This is a genomic window from Kitasatospora sp. NPDC001603 (assembly GCF_040298365.1).
Classification (GTDB): domain Bacteria; phylum Actinomycetota; class Actinomycetes; order Streptomycetales; family Streptomycetaceae; genus Kitasatospora.
On sequence record NZ_JBEPAA010000005.1, the window covers coordinates 22,717 to 42,004 of the forward strand.

At 76.2% G+C, this 19,288-nt stretch carries 5 protein-coding genes; 2 read left to right on the forward strand and 3 right to left on the reverse strand.

Annotated features, from left to right (window positions below):
• Position 1 precedes the first annotated feature (1 nt).
• The gene (locus ABT263_RS05185; protein ID WP_352287739.1) at positions 2-13,270 is read right to left on the reverse strand and encodes a non-ribosomal peptide synthetase/type I polyketide synthase; all 13,269 of its coding nucleotides are present in this window, start codon (positions 13,268-13,270) and stop codon (positions 2-4) included.
• A gap of 160 nt (positions 13,271-13,430) precedes the next feature.
• Complete coding sequence (locus ABT263_RS05190; RefSeq protein WP_352287741.1) at positions 13,431-14,711, reverse strand: MFS transporter; 1,281 nt, start codon at positions 14,709-14,711, stop codon at positions 13,431-13,433.
• A gap of 326 nt (positions 14,712-15,037) precedes the next feature.
• Between ABT263_RS05190 and ABT263_RS05195 the strand changes: the two genes are divergently transcribed.
• Positions 15,038-16,537: a glutamate synthase subunit beta gene (locus ABT263_RS05195; RefSeq protein ID WP_352288064.1), complete on the forward strand. Its 1,500-nt coding sequence runs from the start codon at positions 15,038-15,040 to the stop codon at positions 16,535-16,537.
• A 123-nt stretch (positions 16,538-16,660) separates the two neighbouring features.
• Here ABT263_RS05195 and ABT263_RS05200 read toward each other — a convergent pair whose 3' ends face one another.
• Positions 16,661-17,668, reverse strand: coding sequence for an NADP-dependent oxidoreductase (locus ABT263_RS05200; RefSeq protein ID WP_329485779.1), 1,008 nt, complete (start codon positions 17,666-17,668; stop codon positions 16,661-16,663).
• Positions 17,669-17,914: 246 nt separating this feature from the next.
• On the opposite strand from ABT263_RS05200, the gene ABT263_RS05205 reads away from it, so the two are divergent.
• The gene (locus ABT263_RS05205) at positions 17,915-19,243 is read left to right on the forward strand and encodes a YhgE/Pip domain-containing protein (protein WP_352287743.1); all 1,329 of its coding nucleotides are present in this window, start codon (positions 17,915-17,917) and stop codon (positions 19,241-19,243) included.
• Positions 19,244-19,288 lie beyond the last annotated feature (45 nt).

The following is a 19,288-nucleotide window of genomic DNA, read 5'->3' on the forward strand; positions in this document are numbered from 1 at the left end:
GTCACAGCGTCCCTCGCTCGAAGGTCTCGGCCGGTGCGGCGGCGCGGGCGCGGTCGGCCATGCCGCGGATGGTGGGCCGGCGGAAGAAGTCGAGGATGCCGATCTCCAGGCCGGTCTCCTCGCGGACCAGGTTGAGCAGCCGGGTGGCGGCCAGCGAGTGCCCGCCCAGATCGAAGAACGAGGTCTCCACGCCCGGGGCGGGGACGTCCAGCTCCTTCGCCCAGAGCTGTTGGAGGCGCTGCTCCAGCTCGGTGGCGGGGGCGGTGTCCGCGTCGGCACCGATCGGCACGGCCGGGGGCAGTGCGGCGCGGTCCAGCTTGCCGTTGCGGGTCAGCGGCACGTGGGTGACGCGCGCCCAGAGCCGGGGCACCATGTGCTCGGGCAGCCGGTCGGCGAGCTCGTCGCGCACCCGGGCGAGGGCGGCGGCCGCGTCGGGAGCTGCCGGAGCTGCCGGAGCTGGCAGAGCGGCCGGAGCCTCGGGGTCTTCGGGGTCTTCGGGGTCTTCGGAGGCTTCGGCGGCGCCGGGGGCTTCGGGTGCGAGCACGACGTACGCGGCGAGCGCGGAGCCCTGCGGGCCGTGGTGCGCGGCGACGGCGGCCTGCCGCACCCCGGGGACGGCGCGCAGCACGTTCTCCACCTCCCCTGGTTCGATCCGGTAGCCGCGGATCTTCACCTGCTCGTCGATCCGGCCGAGGAGCTCCAGCGTGCCGTCGGGCCGCAGCCGGCCCAGGTCGCCGGTGCGGTAGCGCAGGCCCTGCGGGGTGCGGACGAAGGCGGCGGCGGTCTCCTCGGGGCGGTTCAGGTAGCCGAGGCCGACCTGGTCGCCGAGCACGTGGATCTCGCCGACCGCGCCCTCCGGCACCGGCCGGCCGTGCGGGTCGAGCAGCTGGACGCGGCTGCCGGGGACGGGGCGGCCGACCGGGGCGTGGTCGGGGCCGTCAGCGGAGAGTTCGACGCTGGTCATCGCATGGGTCTCGGTCGGCCCGTAGTGGTTGAACAGCCGGCACCGCGGGTTCTCCCGCAGGAAGGCGCGCAGCGCCGGGGTGAGCAGCAACTGCTCGCCGCCGGAGACGATTTCGCGCAGGTCGGGCACCGGGGCCTCGGCCAGGGCGCCGAGCAGGCCGGTCAGGGTGGTGTGCGGGAGGTGGATGCGTTCGGTGCGGGTGCGCCGGAGGTGGTCGGCCAGCGCCCGGGCGTCGTAGCGGGTCGCCTCGTCGACGAGGACGAGGGTGCCGCCGCCGGCGAGGGCGGTGAGGGTCTCCTGGACGCAGACGTCGAACCCGCAGGAGGCGTACTGCAGGGTGCGCAGCGGGCCGTGCTGGTCGGTGTTCCAGTCGACCAGGGACCGCAGGCCGCGGTAGGGCATCACGACGCCCTTGGGCCGGCCGGTGGTGCCGGAGGTGTAGAGGCAGTAGGCGGGTGACTCGGGATCGGGGTCGACGGCGGCGGGTGCCGGCGGCACCGCGCTCTCGTCGTCGGCCAGGACGGCGGGCAGGGCGATGCCGAGCCGGTCGGTGCCGGTGCGGGTGAGCAGGACGGGCGCGCCGCTGTCGGCGGCGATCAGCCGGCAGCGCTCGGCGCCGTGCACCGGGTCGACCGGTACGTGGACGGCGCCCAGGCGGACGACCGCGAGCAGCGCGGCGACCTGGTCGGCGGAGCGCGGCAGCAGGGTGGCGACGGGGGTGCCGGCGGTGACCCCGGCGGCGGCCAGCAGCGCCGCCAGCCGCTCGGCCCGGTCGGTGATCTCGCGGTAGGTGACCGGGGTGCCGTCCGGGGTGAGGACGGCGGTGCGGTCGGCGTGCGCGGCCGCCGTGCGGGCCAGCCGTTCGCGCAGCGACGGGGTGCCGGGCAGGGCCGGGGTGGCCACCTCGCGGCCGCCGGGCAGCAGCTCGGCCACCGGGCGGGCGGGGTCGGCGACGGCGGCGGCCAGCAGCTGCTCGAAGGCGGTCAGCAGGCGCTCGACGCTCTCCCGGTCGAAGAGCGCGGTGGCGTACTCGACGTGGCAGCGGATGCCCTCCGGCAGGTTGGTGAGGAACAGGGTGAGGTCGAAGCCGGACTTGTCGACGACGTCGTCCAGCGGCCGGGCCTCGATGCCGGGCAGGTCGAGCTCGAACAGCGCGTGGTTCTCGAACTCCACCATCACCTGGAAGAGCGGGTTGCGGCTGGTGTCGCGGGCCGGGTTCAGCTCCTGCACCAGGACTTCGAACGGGAGCCGCTGGTGCTCGTAGGCGTCCAGTGCGGTGGTCCGCACCCGGGCGAGCAGCCGTTCGAAGTCGGGCTCCCCGGACAGGTCGAGGCGCAGGGCGAGCGTGTTGACGAAGAAGCCGACCAGGTCTTCGGTGCCCTCCTCGCGGTTGGCGACGGGGGTGCCGAGCACGAGCTCGTCCTGGCCACTGAAGCGGTGCAGCACGCCGGCGAACGCGGTGAGCAGCACCATGAACAGGGTGGAGCGCCGGGAACGGGCCAGCTCCCTTACCCGGGCGGAGAGTTCGCCGTCGAGCAGGCGGACGAAGGCGCGGCCCCGGCCGTCCGGCAGGGCCGGGCGCGGCCGGTCGGTGGGCAGCGCCAGCACCGGCAGCTCGCCGCCGAGGACCTCGCGCCAGTGCGCCAGGCTCGCGGCGTGCGCGCCCTCGGCCACCAGGGCCCGCTCCTGGGCCGCGAACGCGGCGTAGTCGGTGGGCAGGTGCGGCAGTTCGGGGCGGCGGTCCGACCGCGCGGCCCGGTAGAGCTCGCCCAGCTCGCGGGTGATCACCACGGCGGAGAGGGTGTCGATGACGATGTGGTGCATGGCGAGGACGAGCACATGGCGTTCCTCGGCCAGCCGCAGCAGCCGGGTGCGCAGCAGCGGGCCGGTGGCCAGGTCGAAGCGGTGGGCGCCCTCCTCGGCGACCAGCGCGCGGACGGCCTCCTCCCGGTCCCGCCCCGGCGGGGCGTCCTCGACCGGGAGCGGCGCACCGGAGGCGGGCAGCACCACCTGGTACGGCTCGCCGTCCTGCTCGCGGAAGACGGTGCGCAGTGCCGGGTGCCGTTCGGCCAGGGCGTGCAGGGCGCCGGCCAGCGCGCGGTGGTCGAGCGGCCCGTCCAGCGCGATGGCCTTGACCTCGTTGTACCGGGAGCTGTCGGGCAGCATCCGGTGCAGGAACCACATCCGCTGCTGGGCGTACGACAGCGGCGCGCGCCGTTCGCGGGGCCGCTGGGCGGTGCGGCGCAGCTCGTCCAGGTACGGCAGGCCGGCGGCGACCAGCTCGGGCGAGAGGCCGAAGTCGACGAAGGCGGCGATCTCGTCGGCGCCGGCGGCGCGCAGCGAGTCCAGGACGGTCCGCACGCTCTCCGGGGTGCCGATCAGCGCGCGCGAGGCGCAGTACCGCTCGTAGGCGCGCTCCAGGACGAACTCCAGGTCCTCCTCCGGGGTGTTCTCGTAGTCCAGGGTGAGGCCGAGGCTGTTGGCGACCTGCCCGAAGAGCGAGAGCGAGGAGCGCAGGTAGCCGCAGAACGGGCGGTAGGCCTGCTCGCGGGCGGTGGCGAGGTCGGCGCCGAGGTAGCTGTGCACCAGCACCACCACGCGCCCGGCCTCGGGGTCCAGGCCGTGCTCCGCCCGGGTGCGCCGGTAGAGGGCGACGTTGGCGGCCAGCTCCTCGACGCTCTGGGTCATCAGGTTGGTGATCACGCCGAGGTCGTGGCGGGCGGCCTCGCGGAAGCTGTCCGGGTTGCCGACGATCGCCGTGTACATCGGCGGCAGCTCCTGGAGCGGGCGCGGGTGCAGGTGCACCTCGATCTCCTCGCCGTTGCCGTTGCGGCCCCGGTAGGGCTCGCCGCGCCACAGCGCCCGGATGGTGTCGACCTGTCGGTGCATCAGCTCCTTGTGGGTGCCGTAGCGGTCGGGGAAGAACAGGAAGTCGTTGGGGTGCCAGCCGCTGGCGCAGCCCAGGCCGACCCGCCCGCCGGACAGGTTGTCGACCACCGACCACTCCTCGGCGACCCGGACCGGGTGGTGCAGCGGCAGCACGGCGCAGCCCGCGTTCAGCCGGACGCGCTCGGTCTCCCGGGCCAGCGCGGCGGCCAGCACCGAGGGGTTGGGGAAGATGCCGCCGAAGGAGTGGAAGTGCCGCTCGGGCAGCCAGACGGCGTGGAAGCCGTTGCGGTCGGCGAACCGGGCGCTCTCCAGGACGATCCGGTAGCGGTCCTCGGGCCGGGTGTCGAGCGGGTAGTCGCCGAAGAAGGAGAGGCTGAAGTCGACCTCGCGGTCCGGGTCACCGGCCGGCGCGGGGGCTGGCGCGCGGACGGGGGTGGGGACGGGCGCGGGCGCGGGCAGTTCGAGGCGCGGGGCGGGTACGGACGGCACGGCCACCCCGCGCGTCGAGGGGAAGAAGCCGCCGCGCCGCATGTCCCGCAGGGAGGAGCGGACGGCGTCGGCCACGAACTCCACGTCGCCGTCGGAGTGCGCGGTGGAGAGGAAGAAGTTGCGCCACTCCCAGACGTAGACCCCCTTCACCAGCAGGTGGTGGAAGAGCAGCTCCATGTCGGCACGCGGCTCGAAGCGGAAGAGCGAGCCGAAGTGCGCCAGCCGGAGCGGGAACTCCTCCTCCTCGAAGAAGCCGTTGAGGGTGGTTGCCAGCTCCCCGGTCCGGGCGTTCAGCCGCTCCTGAAGGCCCGGCCCCTGCTCCTTGAAGTGCCGCAGCACGGCGCGGCAGGCGGCCATCGACAGCGGGTGCTGGATGTAGGTGCCGCCGAAGAAGGTGGTGTCGTTCGGCGGGTGACTGGCGTCCCCGTACTGCCAGAAGCCGCCGTCGATGCCGTCCATCACGGCCGCCCGCCCGGCGATGGCGCCGATCGGGAAGCCGCCGCCGAGGACCTTGCCGTACGTCGAGAGGTCGGGTTCCACGCCCCAGAACCCGCGGGCGCCGCGCAGGTGCGGCCGGAAGCCGGTGAGCATCTCGTCGAAGATCAGCACGATGCCGCGGCGGGCGGTCAGTTCGCGCAGCCCCCGGACGAACTCGGCGGGCTGGCGGGAGGGGTGGCGGCTCTGCACCGGTTCGACGAGCACGGCGGCGATCCGGTCGCCCAGCTCGTCGATGACCCGCAGGCTCTCCGGCTCCCCGTACGGCAGCACGACCAGGTCGGCGACCGCGCTGCCGGGGATGCCGATCGACACCGGGACCGTCTCGCGCTCGGCCCCGTGGCCCACCGGGCGGCCCAGCGTGTGGTCGAAGTGCCCGTGGTACGAGCCCTCGAACATCACGATGGTGTCCCGCCCGGTGTACGCCCGGGCCAGCCGGATCGCCCCCGCGTTGGCCTCCGTCCCGGAGTTGGCGAACGCGACCCGCTCGGTGCCGGTCAGCTCCGCGAGCAGTTCGGCGGCCTCGCCGGTCTCCGCGCCGCGCGGACCCAGCCGCAGACCGCCGGCCAGGTGCTCGCGGACGGCCTCCTGGACGAAGGCGGGCTCGTGGCCGAAGAGCAGCACGCCGAAACCCATCGTGATGTCGACGTAGGAGTTGCCGTCGACGTCCTCCAGCCGGGAGCCCTGCGCCCGGCGGGCGGCGAGCGGGTAGAGCATCTCCTTGGTGGCCGAACGGAAACCGACCACGGCCCGGCTGTCCGCGAGCACCCGCCGGTGGCGTTGGGTGAGCGCCTTGGAGGCGGCGGTGCGGGCGGTGAAGCGTTCGACCAACTCGTCGAGGTGGCGGCGCTGTTCGCCGGTCAGGCCGCCGCCGGCCATCCCGGAGTCCCGGGCGACCGTGACGCGCGGGCCGTGCACCTGTGCTTGCGATTGGGTGGCCGGCCGGGCCGGTGTGGCGGGGAGTTCCGGTGCGACCGTGACGGCGGCGGCTGCGGCGGTGGGCAAAGCGGGCGCGGTCGGCGTGGCGGACGTGGCGGACGTGGCGGGCGTGGCGGGCGTGGCGGGGGTGCCGGCGAGCAGGGCGAGCTGGTCGGCCATCAGCTGGGAGAACTGGCCCATCAGGGCGAGCTGGCGTTCGATCACCGCGCCGGCCCCGTCGGGAGTGGCGGCCGCCAGCGGGGTGACGGGAGCCGCAGCGACGGGGGCCGGGGTGGCGGGGGCCGGGGTGGGCGCCGGCTGTCCGGGCGTCGGCGCGGGCGCGGCCGGTGCCACCGCCAGGGGCTCCCGTACCGGCGCGGGCACCGCTTCCGGAGCCGCCGCCGTCGGCGCGGGCACCAGGCCGGCCAGCGCCTCGGCGCTCATCCGCCCGGCGATCAGCCCGGCCAGCCGCGCCGGGGTGTCCGCGTCCTCGAACAGCTCGCGCATCGGGACCCGCACCCCGAAGGCGCGCTCCAGGTCCCGGATCATGTTGATCATCGACAGCGAGTCGGCCCCGAGGTCGAAGAAGGGGTCCTCGGCGCCCACCGCCTCCTCCGCCACGCCGAGCTGACGCGCGGTCTGCGCGACGACCCGGCCCAGGACCAGGGCGGCCGCCTGCTCCAGCGGGTCCGGCGCGGGGGTGTCGGTCATGACGGGCTCCTCCAGGACGGTGCGTTCGGCTACGGGCGGGGCCGCCGGCCCGGGACGGGCCCCGGCCACGGTCAGCGGTACGGAACCCGACAGCGGCGCGGGCCCCGGCGGCGGTACGGGCCGGGTCGCGGTCGCGGGCGGCGATGCGGTCGAGGCGTCGGCCGTGTCTTCGGCGCCGGGCGCGGTGAACCAGTGGTAGGTACGGTGGAACGGCCGGCCCGGCAGCGGGACGCGCCGCGCGGGCCCGTCCGGCCACCGCCGGGCGGCGGCGGCCGCCGCCCAGTCCACCGGCACCCCGTGGGTCCACAGCGTGCCCAGTGCGGCGAGCAGTTGGCGCTCCGGGCGGCGACCGCGGCGTCCGCTCGGCACGAACACCGCCCCCGCGAGTTCGCGCCGGCCCAGCCCGCTCAGGGTGTGGTGCGGACCGACCTCCAGGAAGAGCCCGTGGCCGAGCCCGTCGAGCGTCGCGAGCACCCGGTCGAAGCGCGCGGTCTCCCGGGTCTGGCGGACGAAGTGGTCGGGGCCGGGCACCGTGCCCGGTGCCAGCGGCACGCCGTCCAGATTGCTCACCAGCGGGACCCGCAGCGGCCGGAGGGTGATCTGCTCCAGCCGGCGCCGGAACGCCTCCAGCATCGGCTCCATCAGCCGGGAGTGGAACGCCCGGTCGGCGGCGAGCCGTTCCGTCCCGACACCCTCCAGGGCGAGCACCGCCTCCGCTCCCGCGATGTCCCCGGGCCGCCCGGCCAGGACGCACTGCCCGGCGCCGTTCACCACGGCCAGGTCCACCCCGGGCAGCCACTCGGCGAGCGCGCCGAGCCGTTCGGCGGACGCGGTGGCCACCGTCATCGCCCCCGGCTCCGTCGAACGGTGCATCAGCCGCCCGCGCACCCCGGCCAGGAAGAGGCCGTCGGCCAGCGAGAAGGCCCCGGCCGCGTAGGCCGCCGCGTACTCGCCCGCGCTGTGCCCCGCCACCGCCGCCGGCCGCAGCCCGAACTCCTCCCAGAGCGCGGTGTACGCGGCCTGCACCGCGAACAGCGCGGGCTGCGCGGCCTCCGTGGTCCACGGCTGCTCCCCGCCGTCGGGGCCGGGCTCCAGGAGCGGGGGTAGCAGGGACTCCCCCCAGGTCTCGCGGTGCAGCCGGTCACAGGTGTCCAGCACCTCCCGGAACACCGGGTACGCCCGGTACAGCCCGGCGGCCATGCCCCGGTACTGCGCGCCCTGTCCGGTGTAGAGCAGGACGGGGGCCGGTGTGCCGCGCCCGGCGTCCCGCGCCGAGTGCGCCGGGCCGGAGGTCCGCCCGGCGACGAACCCGGCGAGCGCGTCGGCGAGTTCGGCGGGCCCGGTGCCGGTGACGGCGAGCCGGTGGCGCAGCGGGCGCCGGCCCGCGCCGAGGGTGAGCAGCAGGTCGGCCGGGCGGGGCGGGTGTTCGCCGCGCAGCCGGTCGAGCACGGTGGCCGCGAGGTCGGTGAGCGCCTGCGGGCTGCGGGCCGACAGCGGCAGCAGGGCGACCGGCGGTTCGCCGTCGGGGGCGGCGGGGGCGTCCGCGGGGGCGCCGGCCGGCGCCTCCTCCAGGATCAGGTGGGCGTTGGTGCCGCCGACGCCCAGCGCGCTGACCCCGGCCCGGCGCGGGGCATCCCCGGTGGGCCAGTGCGATGCCTCGGTCGGGAGCGTGAAGGGGCTGCCGGCCAGGCCGAGGGCCGGATTGGGCCTGGTCAGGTGGGTCACCGGCGGGATCTCCCGGTGGCGCAGCGCGAGGACGGCCTTGATCAGACCCGCCATCCCGGCGCAGGTGTCCAGGTGGCCGATGTTCGGCTTGACCGAGCCGAGGGCGCAGAAGCCGACCGCCGCGGTACGGGCCCGGTAGGCACGGGTGAGCGCCTGGACCTCGATCGGGTCGCCGAGCGGCGTGCCGGTGCCGTGCGCCTCGACGTAGCCGATGCTGTCGGCCGGCACACCCGCCACGTCCAGTGCCCGGCCGACCACGGCGGCCTGGCCGTCCAGGCCGGGCGCGGTGTAACCGACCTTGCCCGCACCGTCGTTGTTGACGGCGGAGCCGAGGATCACCGCGTGCACGGTGTCGCCGTCGGCCAGCGCCCGGTCGAGGCGCTTGAGCAGGACGGCGGCGACGCCGTTGCCGCCCACCGTTCCGGCGGCCCGCTCGTCGAAGGCCCGGCAGACGCCGTCGGGCGCCAGGATCGAGCCCTCCTGGTAGCGGTAGCCGGCGGCCTGCGGGACGTGCAGGGCGGCGGCGCCCGCGAGGGCGAGGTCGCTGTCACCGGTCAGCAGCGACTGGACGGCCAGGTGGACGGCGACCAGCGAGGTGGAGCAGGCGGTCTGCACGCCGACGGCGGGCCCGGTGAGGCCGAGCCGGTAGGCGACCCGGGTGGCGGCGAAGTCGGCCTGGTTGCCGATCGCGACCTGCAGCGCCTCGACCGGCCGGGCCGGGTCGGCGGCCGTGCCGATGGCGTGCTGGAGGTAGCCGCGCAGCGAGTACAGCGTCATGCCGGTGCCGGCGAAGACCCCGACCCGGGTGTCCGGCGCGGTGTCGCCGTAGCCGCCGTCGTCCAGGGCCCGGGCACAGGTCTCCAGCAGCAGCCGCTGCTGGGGGTCCATCAGGGCGGCCTCGGCGGCGCTGATGCCGAAGGCCTCGGCGTCGAAGTGGCCGATGTCGGCGATCGGCGCGGTGACCGGGACGAAGTCGGGGTGGCTGTACTCCTCGGCCCGGATGCCGGCGGCGGCGAGCTGCTCGGGGGTGTACCGGGTGGTGCTGACCACGCCGTCGACGATGTTGCGCCAGTACTCCTCGGGGGTGTCCGCGCCGGGCAGCCGCAGTGCCAGGCCGATCACCGCCACCCGCCGGTCGGCGGGCACCTCCGGCGCGGGCGCGGTGGAGGTCGGTGCCGGCTCCGGCGCACCGCCGGCCAGCCGGGCCGCCAGCGCGTCCACGGTGGGGTGCCGGAACAGCGCGGTCGGCTCCAGCCCGGGCGCCGGGCCCGCCGCCAGTGCGGCCTGGACCCGCATCAACTGCACCGACTCGAGGCCGAGTTCGTGGAAGGGCCGGCCGGGGTCGACCGGTTCGCCGAGGACGGCCTCGAAGGTGTCCAGCACGGCGCGGCGCAGCTCGGCCGGGGCGGGCGCCGCCACCACCGGGCGCGCCGGTCCGGCGGCGGGCGGCTGCGGGGCGTCGGCGACCAGCCGCGGCTCGCCCGCCAGCAGCCGGCGCCGGGCGGCGGGGCGGGTGCCGTCGGGACCGGCGTAGTAGTGACCGGGCGGGGCCGCGAGCAGCGCGGTGGCCAGCCGCCGGCCCTCGGCGGCGTCGAGCACGGCGATCCCGCGCTCGGCGGCGGCCGCGTGGTGGGAGGCCTCCCGGTTCATCCCGACACCCCGCCACAGGCCCCAGGAGACCGTCCAGGCCGCGACCCGGTGCTCCCGGCGCAGCCGCTCGACCGCCGCCTCCAGGGAGCGGTTGGCCGCCGCGTACCCCGCCGAGCCGACCGCCTCCTGGAACCCGATCATCGAGGAGTAGCCGACGAACTGGGCACCGGGGCGGGCCGCCACCAGCTCGGCCAGCGCGTCGGTGCCCGCGGCCTTGGCCCGGAGGGCCTCCTGCCACCGCTCGGGTCCGAGCTCCTCCAGCAGGCCGATCCGGTACTCGCCGGCGAGGTGCAGGACACCCTCCAGCGGCGCGCCCCAGGCCTGTTCGGCCTCGGCGACGGCCGCCGCCAGGGCCCGGCGGTCCGTCACGTCGGCCGTCCGGTACTCGACCCGGCCGCCGGCCCGCTCCAGGCGCTCCAGCGCGGCGCGTCGCGCGGCCGCCGCCGGGCCGCCCGCGGCCGGGTCGGTGCGCCCGACCAGCAGCAGGTGCGGGCCGTACCGGCGGAGCAGTTCCGGGAGCAGTTCCCCGGCGAGGCCGCCCAGCCCGCCGGTCACCAGCCAGCGGGCCCCGGGGGAGAGCAGCGTGCAGGCCGGTGCGGCGGCGGCCTCCGGCGCGGTGAGCGGGGCGAGCGGGCCGAGCCGGGGCACGTAGGGGCGCCCGTCGCGCCAGGCGGCCTCGGGCTCGCGCCGCGGGTCGGCGAGGAAGGCCAGCACGGCCCGCGGGTCCGCCGGGGCGTCGGCGGGCAGGTCGAGGTGGCGGGCCCCGGCGAGCAACCGCTCGGCCCGGGCCCCGGCGGTCAGGGCCGCGGTCGGCGCGGCGACCGGCCGCGGCAGCTCGCCGTCGGCGAGCGCGTGCAACCCGGCGCTGACAGTGACGAGTTCGACCCCGTCCGGACCGCCGCCGTACCGGTGGGCCAGCGCCCGGGTCAGTCCGAGCAGGGCCTCGCCGCACAGCACCTCGTCCGGCTCGGCAACCTGCGCCCACAGGTGCAGCACCCGGTGCGGGCGCCGGCCGGCCGCCTCCAGCTCGTCCAGCAGTCGCGGCCAGCTCCCGGCCCGCCGCTGGTCGAGCGCGTAGCCGTCGCCCAGCCGGGCGAAGGACTCGGCCTGGGACGCCTGGACGGTGTCCGGCAGCACGGCGGCGAGTGCGTCCGACAGGGTGCCCGGTCCGACCGGCCCGAGCAGCAGGACGGTCCCCGGCGGTGGCACCGGCGCGGCGTCCGGCGCGGGCCGGGGCTCCCAGGCCGCACGGCGGACGACGTCCGGCACGGTGCGGGCGTTGCCCTCGGCGAGGTCGAGGCGGGTGATCAGCGCGTCCAGGCCGCCGTCCAGCAGCCGGGCACGGATCGCGGTGCGCTGGATCTTGCCGCTGGTGGTGCGGGGGAAGTCGGCGGCCGGGACGGGGAGCACCAGCGCGGCCGACAGCCCGAACCGCTCGGCCAGCGCGGCCCGTACGGCGCCCGCCGTCCGGTGCGGCTCGCCCGCCTCCGGGGAGGCCACGAAGAAGACCGCCAACCGCTCGCTGCCGCTGCGCTCGTCGGGCACCCCGCACGCGGCGACGTGACCGGAGAGCACCCCGTCGACGGCGGACACCACGTCCTCCAGGTCGTGGCAGAAGTGGTGGACGCCGTTGATGATGATGATCTCCTTGCGCCGACCGGTGAGGATCACCTCCCCGTCGCGCAGGTAGGCGAGGTCGCCGGTGTCGAACCAGCCGTCGGCGGTGGCGGATTCGCGGTCCGCCCGCGGGTTGTTCAGGTAGCCGGGAGTGACCCGGCCGGAGGAGACCTGGAGCCGTCCGATCCGCAGCTCGGGCAGGACGGCGCCCCGGTCGTCGGCGACCCGCAGCCGCGCGCCGGCGGCCGGGCGGCCCATCGAGAGGAAACGGGTGGCCGCCTCGTCCGAGCCCTCCGGCAGTGGCCGCAGCGCTCCGGTCAGCGAGTCGGTGGCCAGGACCTGGACGGCGCCGGGCTCGCCGTAGCGCTTGTAGGTGATGACGGTGCAGGTCTCGGCCATGCCCCAGGCGAGCAGCAGGTGCTCGGGCCGCAGCCCGGAGGGGGCCAGCCGGGCCAGGAACTCCTCGGCGACGCCCTCGGTGCACTGCTCGCCCGCGTTGATCAGGGACTTGACGGCCGAGAGGTCCCAGCGCCGCTCGGGGGCGGCCCGCAGCGCCTCGGCGACCAGGCGGTAGCCGAAGTTCGGTGACCAGGAGTGCGCGGCGCGCCGGCGCTCCAGCGTGTCCAGCCACAACAGCGGGTCGGCGAGGACGAGTTCGGTGGGGATGTGGGTCTGGTCGCAGGCCGCCACGACGTCCCGCAGGTGGAACATCAGCAGGCCCGCGACATGGTCGAGCGGCAGCCAGTTGACGGTCGGGTCGCCGGGCGCGAAGCCCTGCTCGCAGGCGCCCGCCACGTACTCCAGGATGCCGCGGTGGCTGATCCGGATCGCCTTGGAGCGCCCGGTGGAGCCGGAGGACAGCTGGAGGATCGCGACGTCGCCGCCGGCGCCGTGCGGCGCGGCGGGCGGCTGCGCGGCGGAGCGGTCGACCGGGATCACCCGCAGACCGGCGGCCCGCGGGTCGAGCCGGCCGATGCCCGCGAGCCCGGCGACGGCCTCACCGGCGGCCAGCACCGGCGGGTGCTCCAGCGTCTCCCAGGCGTTGACCAGCTTCTCCAGGACGGGGCCCGGGCGGTCGTAGCCCGGCGGGCGGGCCACCGTGACGGGCAGGACGCCGCCCAGCAGGCAGGCCCAGAGCGCGGGGAAGTAGTGCTCCAGGTCGGGGACTTGGAGGATCGCGCGGTCGCCCGGGCCGAGGCCCGCGGCGGTGAGGGTGCCGAGCACGCGCAGCGCCCGGTTCAGCAGCTCGGGGTAGCGCAGGGTGGTGGCGCCGCCGTCGGCGCGCACCAGGTGCAGGCCGCGTTCGGGGTGCAGCCGGGCGGCGCGCAGCAGCGCGTCGGGCAGGTCGGCGGGGCCGTCGGGCAGCGCCGGCAGGGCGGGTCCGACGGCGACGGCGGGCTCGCCGGCCGCGGGCTCTGGCTCCGCCGACGGCTCCGGTGCGGCCGGCGCGGCGGCGCCGAACGGGCGCCAGCGGCCGGTGAGTTCGCTCAGGTGCCGGCGGGCGGGGCGGGGGTGCTCGCGCGGGTCGCGGGCGGCCGCCAGGGCGGCGGTGTCGGCCGCCCCTTCGGCGGTCCGGGGGATGCCGTCCACCAGGCGGATCTCCGCGTCGGGCGCGTCCTCCAGCAGGTGGGCGGCGGCCCAGCGGCGCAGTCCGGCGTGGTCCCGGTCGTCGGCCGGCACCAGGTAGACGATCAACCCGGCGCCGCCCGGGGAACCGCCGGCGACGAGGGCGCAGTCGGCCAGGCCGGCGTGGCGCAGCAGCCGGCCCTCCACCACGTCGGCTCTGGGGCGGTCGGGGCCGGGGACGCTCATGCGGGTCGTACCTTCCTGGGCTCTGCGACAAGGGCGGGCGGGGCGCGGTACGGCGGGGTGACGGCGGGCGGCGGCCGGGGCGGCCGGTACGGCGGTCGGGCGGGTACGGCGGGCGGTCGCCCGGGGCTCGGCCGCCCGGTGGGGGAGGGCCGGTACGCGGCTAGTGGTCGGCGGGGACGGGCCGCGCGGCGGGCGCGCGCCGCCGACGGGCGCCGACCCCGACCATCAGCAGGAACCCAGCGGCCAGCGCGATCGGCACGGCGTGCGAGAAGCCGACCACCGTGAGCGGGCTGAACCGCTCCATCAGCCCGGCGCTGAGCAGCATCCCGACGCCCATGCCGAGGCTCTCGGCGCTCGCCACCAGCCCGAACGCCTGGCCGCGCCGGTCGTCGTCGACGGCCTGGATCCGGGTGGTGTAGGAGATCTCGGTGAAGCCGTCGGCGAGCCCGGCGCCGAGCGCGACGACGAGGAAGAGCGGGGTCGGCAGCCCGGTGAAGGCGAGGATGAAGCAGGTGGACATCAGCGCGGTGCCGACCGCGAAGGCCCGCTCGCCCGGCTCCCGGCCGCGTTTGACGAGCAGTCGGGAGACCAGCTGGTGGGCGCCCAGGCTGCCGACCGCCCAGGTGGCCCAGAACAGGCCCAGCACGGCAGCCGGGTTCTCCGGGGACGTCCGGGTCGCGAACACCGGCAGGCCGATGTTGTGCGCGGCCGAGCCGAAGGCGTCGACCAGCCGGATGGCGACCATCGCGCCGATCACCGGCAGGGTGCGCAGCAGCACCAGCCCGGCGAACCGCCCGCCCGGCTCGGCCGCCGGGCGGGCCGTCGCTCCGTCGCGCTCGGCCCGGGTGCGCAGCGGCAGTCGCAGCACGACCGTGCCGAACACGACGAAGCTGGCGGCGTCGGTGAGCAGCGCGGCCTGGAACCCGGCCCAGGCCACCAGCACGCCGGCCGAGGCGAACCCGAGCACCATCGCCGTCGAACGCCCGGTCACCAGCACCCCGTTGGCGCGGGCCCGGTGCTCCGGGCCGACCATCTCGGGCACGCTGCTGCGCAACGCGACGGCGCTGAGCGTGCCGGCCGCGCCGAAGAGCAGGGCCAGCGGGTAGAGCACCGGGATCCGCAGGTGGTCGGGGACGATCGCGAGCGCCACCAGGCCGGTGGCCTGGGTGAAGGCGCAGCCGACCATCAGCAGCCGGCGGTCGAGGCGTGCGACGACGCGCCCGGCGAGCACGCCGGCGCCGAAGCCGCCGAGCAGGCGCAGCGTCAGGTACCCCGCGGTGCCGAGGGCGTTGCCCGCGGCCTCGTAGGCGAAGAGGCTGAGCGCGACCATGTTGAGCTGGCTGCCGTAGCTGGAGACGGCGTCTCCGACGGCGAGCCGGTAGAACGGCCTGGGCAGGGCGCTCGTGGCGGTACCCCGGCTCGGAACGGTGTGATCCCCCACGACGGCTCCATTGCCATGTGACATTTCATCCGGATCCTAGGGTGGAGCCGTCAGCTGGATCAAGGGGTTCGACCGCTCACGGCGCTAAGACCATACGACGGTACGCCGTCAATTCGGACCGGAACATTCACTTCCGGCCACCCGGCGCCCGAGCATGGCCGACCGAGGCGCCCTGGCGACGGCCGGCCGCTGTCGCCGGGCGGTTCGCAGGCGTACGGTGGCCACACGGTGGTGCGCAGTGCGGTCGCGCGCCCGTCGGGGCGCGGGACGGCGGCGCCACCGCCCCGCGATGGCACGCCCCGCCGGAGGCCGCGATGGCTGATCCCCTGGCCGACCGCATGGCCTTCTTCACCACGCCCCGGCACCCCCGTGAGCGCCGGGACCCGCAGGAGCGGCTGGGGGACTGGCGCGAGGTCTACCGGGAGGGCGCGACGCTGCCGGTCGCCGGTGACCAGGCCGCCCGCTGCATGGACTGCGGTCTGCCCTTCTGCCACCACGCCTGCCCGCTCGGCAACCTCGTCCCCGACTGGAACACCCTGGTCGCGCACGACGACTGGCGCGCGGCCGCCGCGCGTCTGCTGGCCACCAACAACTTCCCCGAGTTCACCGGCCGGCTCTGCCCCGCCCCGTGCGAGAGCGCCTGCGTACTGGCGATCGACGCGGAGGCCGTGACGATCAAGAACATCGAGCTGGCGATCGCCGACCGGGCGCTGGAGAGCGGCTACGACCTGCCGCAGCCGCCCGAGCGGCTGACCGGCCTGCGGGTGGCCGTGGTCGGGTCGGGCCCCGCCGGGCTGGCCGCCGCCCAACAGCTGACCCGGGCCGGCCACACCACGACCGTCTACGAACGCGCCGACCGGATCGGCGGCCTGCTGCGCTACGGCATTCCGGCGTTCCGGCTGGAGAAGCACCGGTTGGACCGGCGGATCGACCAGATGCGGGCCGAGGGCACGGTCTTCCGCACCGGCGTCGCGGTCGGCCACGACCTGCCCGCCGACGAACTGCGCGCCCGCAGCGACGCCCTGGTGGTCGCGGTCGGCGCGACCCGCTGCCGCGACCTCCCGGTTCCCGGCCGCGAGCTGGCCGGTGTGCACCAGGCCATCAGCTACCTGACCCTCGCCAACCGGGTCGACGAGGGCGACTACCCCGTCTCGCCGGTCTCCGCCGAGGGCCGCCACGTGGTGATCGTCGGCGGCGGCGACACCGCCGCCGACTGCCTGGGCACCGCGCTGCGCCAGCGGGCCGCGACGGTCACCCAGTTCGACATCAACCCCCGCCCGCCCGGACGCCGGGCCTCCGGCCAGCCCTGGCCCGTGCACCCCAAGGTCTACCGGGTGACCACCTCGCACGAGGAGGCCGGCGGCCCGGCGGCCGAGCCCCGGGTGTTCGCGGCGGCCACGGTGGGGTTCGAGGCGGGCCCGGACGGCCGGCTGGCGGCCGTCCGCTTCGCCGAGGCGCGGCGGGGCGACCGCAGCCCCCGGCCCGGGACCGAACGCACCCTCCCGGCGGACCTCGCCCTGCTGGCCCTCGGCTTCGCCGGCCCGGGCTTCCCCGGCGCCGGCTTCTCCGGGCCCGGCCGGGACGGCGGGCTGGTCGGCCAACTCGGCCTCGCCGTCGGCCCGCGGGGCACCCTCGTCCGCGACGAGGAGTTCGCCGGCGGGGCGGACGGCGTGTTCGTCGCGGGCGACGCCGGGCGCGGCCAGTCGCTGATCGTCTGGGCGATCGCCGAGGGCCGGGCGGTGGCGGCCGCCGTCGACCGCCACCTGCGCGGGCGCACCGAACTGCCCGCACCGGTCTCGCCGTCCGACGGCCCGCTCACCGTCTGAGCGCCCGCCGCGCCGCCCGCCGCGCCGCCCGCCGCGCCGCCGCCCGCCGCGCCGCGGTCCGAGGCTCTCACCGCCGCCGAGCAGCCGCGCCGGCCCTCCCCGCCGTCGCGCCGCCCAGGCCGGTCAGACGAGTTCGAGCACCAGCTTGCCGGTGTTCTCGCCCCGGAAGAGCATCTGCAGGGTCTGCGGGAAGTCGTCCACCGTGCCCCGGACCACGTGCTCCAGCACCTTGATCCGCCCCTCGGCGATCCAGCCGCCGAGTTCCCGCGCGGCCTCCTTGTAGCGCGGCGCGTAGTCGAACACCACGAAGCCCTCCATCCGGGCCCGGCGCACCAGCAGCGACAGGTAGTTCGACGGCCCCTGGACGTCGGTGGCGTTGTATTGGCTGATCGCGCCGCAGACCACCACCCGGGCGCGCATCGCCAGGCAGGCCAGGGCGGCGTCCAGGATCTCCCCGCCGACGTTGTCGAAGTACACGTCGATGCCGTCCGGCACCAGGGTGCGCAGCGCCTTCCGCACGTTCCCGGCGCGGTAGTCGACCGCCGCGTCGAAGCCGAGCTCGTCCGTCAGCACGGCGCACTTCTCGGCGCCGCCGGCGATGCCGACGACCCGGCAGCCCTTCGCCTTGGCGATCTGGCCGACCATGCTGCCCACGGCGCCCGCGGCGCCGGAGACCACCACCGTCTCGCCCTCCTTCAGCGCGCCGACGTCCAGCAGGCCGAAGTACGCCGTCATGCCCGGGCTGCCGAGCGCGCCGAGGAAGGTCGACGGCGAGGCGAGCGCGGGGTCGATCCGCACGGCGCCCTTCCCGTCGGAGACCACGTGCTCCTGGACGCCGAAGAGGCCCGCGACCAGGTCGCCGATGGCGAAGCCGGGGTGGTTGGACTCGGTGACCTCGACGACCGACCCGGCCCGCATCACCTCGCCGATCCCGACCGGCGGCAGGTAGGAGGGGCGGTCGTCCAGCCAGCCGCGCATCGCCGGGTCCAGCGAGAGGTAGCGGGTGCGGCCGGCGAACCGGCCCTCGCCCGGCGCCGCGGCCGGCTCGGTGACGTGTTCCCAGTCCTCGGGGCCGATCTCGCCCACCGGCCGGCGGGCGAGGCGGATCTGACGGTTCTCTGCGGACAACATGGCGGCTCCCGGTGGCTGGACTGAGCTGGACCGCGGTACGGCGGACCTCGCGCGACGAGGGAGAGTCTAAGCAAGCGCTTAGTCAGTGCGCCAGGCCGGGACCGGAGGTCCCGCCTCGGACCCGGTCCGGACGCTGCCGACCGGGTCGGCCTGCGGGCTGTTCGGGCGAGGCGCGCCGGTCGGACGGAGGTCGGCCGCTACCTTCTGGCGGGGGCGGGACGACCGGACGACGCGCACGGGAGAGCCATGACTTCGAAGCGGCCCGAGGGCGGGGTGGCGGTGGTACGGGTACGGGCCTGGCAGGTGCTCCGCAACCCCAAGGTCTGGATGGTCCCGACCGTCATCGTCGGCACGGTGGCCTTCCTGCTGTCGCTGCTCTACCTGGGCGGCATCATCAACCCCCGGGCGGACCTGCACCGGCTGCCGATCGGCCTGGTCAACGCCGACCAGGGGGCCGTCGTGGCGGGCCAGCCGCAGAACCTCGGCGCGCAGATCACGGCCGGCATCGCGGCCGCGCCGGACCCGCAGGGGCAGGTCTCCTGGCGGCTGCTCGACCAGGCCGCCGCCGACGACCAGCTGGCCTCGGGCAAGCTCGCGGGCGCGCTGGAGGTCCCGGCCGGCTTCACCGCCGCCGTGGCCGCGCTGGGCGCGCCCGCGCAGCCGATGCCGCCGCGGCCCACGCTGACGGTGCTGACCAACCCCGGGGTGGGCAGTCTCGCGTCCTCGCTGGCCTCCTCGATCACCCAGGCGGCCGCGCAACAGGCCTCGACGCAGCTCGGCAAGACCCTCACGGCACAGGCACAGGCACAGGCGCAGGCCCAGCCGGCGGCCGGCGGGGGTGCGGCGATCAACGCGACGCTGCTCCAGCTGGCCGACCCGGCGGCCGTCGAGGTCAAGGTCGGCCACCCCATCGGCCCGCACAGCGGGCTGGGCCTGACGGCGTTCTACTACACGCTGCTCCTCGTGCTGGCCGGCTTCCTGGGCGCCAACGTGATCAGCAACGGTGTGGACGTGGCGCTCGGCTACGCGGCCAGCGAGCTGGGGCCGCTGCGGATGCAGCACCCGCTGGTGCCGATCAGCCGCACCCAGACGCTGACCGTCACCTGCGTGATGTCCGTCTGCCTCTCGGTACTGACCTCCAGTCTGGTGATGCTGGCGACCGTGGTGGTGCTCGGCATGGACGCCTCGCACCTGCCGCTGCTCTGGGTCTTCTCGGTCTGCGCCAGCGCGGCGGTCGGGCTCGGCGCGCAGGCCCTGATCGCCGCGTTCGGCGGGATCGGGCAGCTGATCAGCATGTTCGTCTTCATCGCCCTGTCGCTGCCGTCCTCCGGGGCGACCATCCCGCTCCAGGCGCTGCCGACCTTCTACCGGGGGCTGGCGGTGTTCGAGCCGATGCGCCAGCTCAGCGACGGCGTCCGGGCCATCCTCTACTTCGACGCGCAGGCCGACGCCGGGCTGGCGCGGGCCTGGGTGATGATCGCGATCGGCACGGTCGCGGCCCTGGTCTTCGGCTTCGCGATGACCACCTACTACGACCGCAAGGGCCTGCACCGGTTCCATCCCGAACCGAGCTGACCTGCCGGGTGTCCCGACGGGACTCATGTCCCAATGGGACATTTC